The following is a 5,298-nucleotide window of genomic DNA, read 5'->3' as shown; positions in this document are numbered from 1 at the left end:
GCCGGCCGTCATCGCTCTGGGTGGCGGCGCCTTCGTGCAGGAAACGATCCGGCAGATTCTCCGCGACAATTCCGCCTCCGTGGTGCATCTGGACGTTGGCCTCGAAGAGGCGCTGCATCGTTGCGCTTCCGCTCCCGGCTCCCGTCCTCTGCTGCAAGATCGCGATCGGGTAACGCTGCTCTACGAGGAGCGCCTGCCGTACTACCACACTGCCGATTTGGCAGTGCATACGGATGGCAAGACGCCGCTCGAAGTGGCTCAGGAGATCGCAGCAACATGGCAGTTGAATCCCAGAGACCAGGAGGTCCAATGAAATTTCGCTTCGCCACCGTGGTCATCATCTTTGTGGCCTCATGCGCCGTGGCGGCCAAGGCCCCGAGCGGGCAGATCATCGATGCCGGAAGTTTTGGTGTGTATTTAAATGGGGCTCGTGTAGCTACTGAGACCTTTAAGATCGAGCAGAATCCGGAAGGCAGCATTGCCAAGTCCGAACTCAAAGCTCAGGACGGAGCGACGCAGCGTTCTGAAATGGAGCTGACTCCCCAGGGAAACATCATCCACTATGGCTGGGAACAGCTTCAGCCGCGAAAAGAACAGGTGACCGTTGTTCCAAAAGACGAGTTCCTGAGCGAGACCATAAACGCCGGACCCAACCAGAAGACCTTCAGCGTGCCGCATCTAATGCCGCATTCCACTCCGATTCTCGACGATAACTTTTTTCTTCATCGCGAGATCCTGATGTGGAGATACTTAGCTGCAGGCTGCACTTCCAAACCTGAGGGCCTGAAGTGCAGCACAGCGCCGCAGCAGTTTGGAGTTCTGGTGCCGACCCAGCACCTGGCCGAGAAGGTGACGATCGACTTCAAAGATCGAGAGAAGATCTCGCTAAAAGGGAAACAGGTCGAATGCAGCGCGTTTAATCTTCACACGGAAGATAGCGACTGGATCGTATTTCTCGATAATCAGGAGAAGATGGTTCGCATCGTAGGTTCAGCGTCCGGTCTTGAAGTTGTGCGAGACTGAGGGAATCGGGGGACAGGGAACAGGGGACAGGTTACAGGCGTAATACAACGGGTAACGCCAAGGTGAAGCAGTGCGAGCAAAACTCAACAAAGAACGTTTTCTTGTCCTGTGCGCTCTCAAAGTTTTTGATTCCTTTCTGTCGACTGCCGCAGGTTTCCTGTTCCCTGTAACCTGTTCCCTGTAACCTGCATTATGCCCGCCCTCCTCACTCCCGCGCCGCGTCGCCGTGCCGACATCCTCTTTACCTTGGCGGTACTGGGCGGACTCTACGCTGCTTACGTGGTGCGGCATGTGCTGCTCATTATTTACGTCAGCGCGCTTTTCGCAGTCGTCCTGTCGCCGGTCATCCAGCTTATTGCAGGAATTCATATTGGGAAGTGGCGTCCAAATCACGGGATCGCACTGCTGATACTCATTGTTGGACTGGCCACGCTCCTGACTCTATTTCTGATCTTCGCCTTGCCCCCGATCTTCCACGATGCTCGATCGATGGCAACGGAGTGGCCCAAGCGTCTGATCGAGCTCACGAACAAAGCGCGTTCCGTGCCTTTCCTCGAAGGCGTGGACATGACGAAGTTGGACGACTACATCGCGGCGGCTTCAGGCGGCGCTTTTGGATTCTTTACCGGACTCGCGGGCAGCATCTTCGGTCTGTTCACCGGGATTGTATTGACGTCATATTTCATCATTGACGGCGAGCGCGTGTTTGCCTGGTCGATTTCGCTTCTCCCCATCGACCAGCGCGAGCGGCTCTCCCGCACGCTGCTCCGCGCTGAAGATCGCCTCCGCCATTGGCTACTCGGCCAGGGAATTCTGATGATCAGCATCGGTGTATGCAGTCTGGCGGCGTTTTGGACGATGCACATGCGTTACTTCTACGTCCTCGCGGCTTATGCGGCGCTGGCCAACATCGTTCCCGTTGTGGGAGCCCTTAGTTCACTGGCTCTTGCAAGCCTTGTAGCGTCATTCGACTCCTGGCACAAGCTGCTGGGCGTCCTGATCTTCTACGCGATTTACTACCAGCTCGAAAACGCCTATCTGGCTCCGCGCATCATGAAGACCACCGTAGACCTGCCGCCTTTGGGAGTTATTTGCGCATTGATGATCGGAGGCGCATTGGCAGGGATTCTCGGAGCGCTGGTTGCCGTGCCGACTGCTGCGCTCGTTGCCGTCTTAGTCGACGAATATCTCGTGCAGAAGCATGGCATGGTGATCAATGCTGAGCACGATTTCGAGCACACGACCACCAGCCACGAATTCTAAGAACGTTAGGTCTCAAGCGGACACAAGTCGCGCCTCGTCGCCTGCGCTGGTCTCATCTGTTCGCGTTAGGAGAAGAACGAAAAACGCGCGCGAGGGCTCGCGTCGGTCCGATTCCCTGCTGCCCTACAATTCTCCACATGTCGCCAGATGAGATATGGATGGAACGCGCCCTCGCCGAAGCCGCTGACGCACAGTCCGCAGGCGAGGTGCCCGTCGGGTGTGTGATCGTGAAGGCAGGGGAGCTAGTCGCAACCGGGCAGAACCGAAACCTGCGTGATAACGACCCGTCAGCACACGCCGAGATCGTCGCGTTGCGAGCAGCGGGAGCCAAGCTCCGGAACCATCGTCTCGAGGGCTGTGAGATTTACGTGATCATTGAGCCTTGCGCGATGTGCGCAGGCGCGATGGTACACGCCCGTCTGAAGCGACTGGTGTACGGCGCAGCCGACCCAAAAGCTGGGGCGGTCGATTCAGTGATGAATGTCCTGAATCATCCTCAGCTCAATCATCAGATGGAAGTCACGGGAGGAGTGCTGGGCGAACAATGTTCGCAGCTTTTGCGCGACTTCTTTCGCGCGAAGCGGGTCGGGAATTGATCGATCCGGGTATTCTCGCTGGTAGAATGGGAAAGGCCGCTCAAGGCCCGCAATGTGACGCGGAGAGGTGCGTGAGCGGTTGAAACGAGCCGCCTCGAAAGCGGCCATACCTGAAAGGGTATCGGGGGTTCGAATCCCTCCCTCTCCGCCATCGTTTGTTTGTTCCTCTCGTCACTAGCGTTTATTCTGCTTTGGCATATACTTATGTATATGCCAAAGAGAAAACGACCTCCGTCAGAAGTCGCCTCTTCCCAACGGAAAGCCAAAATCTTCATGAACAACCGCAGTCAGGCTGTTCGTCTACCCAAGGAGTTCCAATTCAAAGTCTCTGAGGTATTCATACGGAAGCAAGGAAGCGATATCGTTCTATCGCCTCGCCCGTTGGATTGGTCCTCCTACTTTGCTTCGGGGCCAGTGGCGTCTGACTCGTTTATGGAAAATGTCGAAGACCTGCCGGTACAGGACCGTGATTCGTAATGCCCCAGTACATGCTGGATACAGACATCAGTTCCTACGTTATGAAGCGCGCGAACGAGCAGTTGCTTAAGAAACTGCGAACTGTGGCTGTAAATGACGTCTGCATTTCAGTGATCACGAAATCGGAACTCTTATATGGCGTTGAGGTATCTCTACGACGAGCGCAAGACCAGGCGGCGCTCAAAGCTTTTCTCAATTACGTCGAAGTGCTGAATTTCCCCGATGAAGCAGCTGACCACTATGCAAAAATTCGCGCTGATCTAAAGAGTCGCGGGGCCATGATAGGAGGAAACGATCTGTTCATTGCTGCACACGCCAGGAGCCTTGGACTAACGCTCATTACGAACAATATTCGAGAATTTTCACGCGTGCGTGATTTGGCACTTGAAAACTGGGCGGTCTAACTGCGTTCAACCAATATGCTGAGCTTACTTTTGCATCAGGCCCATGGTTTCGCGAAACGCTTCTTCGAAACCCCCGCGAGCGCCAATCTTCGAAATGGCTTTCTTCGCGGCCGCTTCTGCCAATGAGCGCTGATAGCCCAGATTCACCAGCGCCGAAATCACGTCTTCTTCCATGCGGCTGGCCGGAGCAGGAGCCGGTGCGGCGGTGAGTCCTTCCAGCTTGTCGCGCAGTTCGAGCACCATGCGCTCGGCTGTCTTTTTTCCTACACCGGGAATTCGCGTGAGTGCTGTGAGATCGTTGCCGCGCAGAGCGGAGACGAGAGCATCAGGAGCGATTCCGCTCAGCACCGTCATGGCCAGCTTCGGACCGATCCCGCTTACGCCGATGAGGCGTTCAAAGAGCTGTTTTTCTTCGCGACGCAGGAACCCGTAGAGGGCCAACACATCTTCGCGCACGTGTGTGTGGATGTAGAGCGATACCTCGGCTCCTTCTGCGGGAAGTCCGGAGAAGCTTGGGATGCTTATTGCGACTTCATATCCCACACCGGCGGCTTCCAGGATCAGGTGCGAGGGATGTTTTTCGAGAAGACGTCCACGAAGGTGAGCAATCATCTGCGCGGAATTGTAAATGTGGACTCGGTTTTACAGGCGCTCTTGGCGCAACTCAGGCGCCCAATTGCTTGAATGCCGAGTATATAAACCAGCCCAGATGCCAGCCATCAAAGAATTTGAAAGGGATCTCGCCGACCGTATAGTGCCCGCAGGGTAGAGCGACTGCTTTGAAGTCGATCTCATTTTCCCGGAACAGCCGCACGACTTCTTCAGAGAGATCGCGCAAGAACGTGAGATCGTATTTGGCGTAAATGACGAGAACCTTCTTGCGATGGGCAGCGAACTTGCGCATGTAGGCGATTGGGCTGATGGCCAGCCATAATTCCCGCAGACGCTCCATGTCCATCACGTCTTCAAGCGCAGCGCGGATATGACGGGTCGACTGCCCCGTCCAGACCACATCGCCGAAGTAAGTGGAAGCGTGATTGAAGGCGTTTACTTCGAGACGCGCATCATGCGCGCTGGCGATAAACGCGTAGCAAGATCCCAGGCTCGTTCCCAGAATGCCAAATCGTTCACACCCCTGCGACTCGAGCCAGTCGAGACAACAGCGAATGTCGATCACGCCCTGACGGCAGGAATCGAGCGTTCTTCCAATATTTGCAGAAACCGCATAATCACTGCGTTCGATCTCCGCCGGACGGCGAATATCGTGATAAGGCTTACTCAGGCGCAGCGCCGAGACTCCATAACGGTTCATCACCGCGCAGAGCGCGTTGTGGCTGAATGCATCCGCATTCCACTGTGGGAGGACGATCACAGCTTTCTTGCTCGGTCGGCCCTCGCGATCGAATGCAGGAAACCAGCGCGCGTTTACGATGTCATTCTCCGCATACGGAGTTCGCACCGGGGAAGTGAAGCGCAAGAACTTCGCCGGCTTCAGCTTGCCGGTTCGCGCCATCTTTTCCAGCTTTTCGAGCTGC

The 5,298-nt window shown here is 55.8% G+C and carries 8 protein-coding genes and 1 tRNA gene; 7 read left to right on the top strand and 2 right to left on the bottom strand.

Annotated features, from left to right (window positions below; genetic code table 11):
• From VFU50_14465 to VFU50_14435, 7 genes are all read left to right on the top strand, one after another.
• Window positions 1–313: shikimate kinase (locus VFU50_14465; GenBank protein HEU5234064.1), on the top strand; the 313-nt coding region annotated here is incomplete at its 5' end.
• Window positions 310–1,023 carry a hypothetical protein gene (locus VFU50_14460; protein HEU5234063.1) on the top strand — a complete coding sequence of 238 codons (714 nt, stop codon included), beginning with the start codon at window positions 310–312 and terminating at the stop codon, window positions 1,021–1,023. The genes VFU50_14465 and VFU50_14460, both read left to right, overlap by 4 nt.
• A gap of 192 nt (window positions 1,024–1,215) precedes the next feature.
• Window positions 1,216–2,286 carry an AI-2E family transporter gene (locus VFU50_14455; GenBank protein ID HEU5234062.1) on the top strand — a complete coding sequence of 357 codons (1,071 nt, stop codon included), beginning with the start codon at window positions 1,216–1,218 and terminating at the stop codon, window positions 2,284–2,286.
• Between the two features lie 137 nt (window positions 2,287–2,423).
• The gene (tadA, locus tag VFU50_14450; GenBank protein ID HEU5234061.1) at window positions 2,424–2,882 is read left to right on the top strand and encodes a tRNA adenosine(34) deaminase TadA; all 459 of its coding nucleotides are present in this window, start codon (window positions 2,424–2,426) and stop codon (window positions 2,880–2,882) included.
• 61 nt (window positions 2,883–2,943) lie between these two features.
• Window positions 2,944–3,033, top strand: a tRNA-Ser gene (locus VFU50_14445).
• Between the two features lie 53 nt (window positions 3,034–3,086).
• Window positions 3,087–3,359 carry a type II toxin-antitoxin system VapB family antitoxin gene (gene vapB / locus VFU50_14440; GenBank protein HEU5234060.1) on the top strand — a complete coding sequence of 91 codons (273 nt, stop codon included), beginning with the start codon at window positions 3,087–3,089 and terminating at the stop codon, window positions 3,357–3,359.
• An 11-nt stretch (window positions 3,360–3,370) separates the two neighbouring features.
• Window positions 3,371–3,763 (top strand): PIN domain-containing protein, encoded by a 393-nt coding sequence (locus VFU50_14435; GenBank protein ID HEU5234059.1) that lies wholly within the window; start codon window positions 3,371–3,373, stop codon window positions 3,761–3,763.
• Window positions 3,764–3,787: 24 nt separating this feature from the next.
• Here the strand turns inward: VFU50_14435 and ruvA are convergent, their stop codons facing one another.
• A complete protein-coding gene (gene ruvA / locus VFU50_14430; GenBank protein ID HEU5234058.1) occupies window positions 3,788–4,375 on the bottom strand; it encodes a Holliday junction branch migration protein RuvA in 588 nt (195 codons plus the stop codon).
• A gap of 52 nt (window positions 4,376–4,427) precedes the next feature.
• On the bottom strand, window positions 4,428–5,298 hold an 871-nt coding region (locus VFU50_14425), incomplete at its 5' end, for an abhydrolase domain-containing 18 (protein HEU5234057.1).

The sequence above is a fragment of the Terriglobales bacterium genome, assembly GCA_035764005.1.
Lineage (GTDB): Bacteria > Acidobacteriota > Terriglobia > Terriglobales > Acidobacteriaceae > Gp1-AA112.
This window is presented reverse-complemented; position numbering and strand designations above follow the sequence as displayed.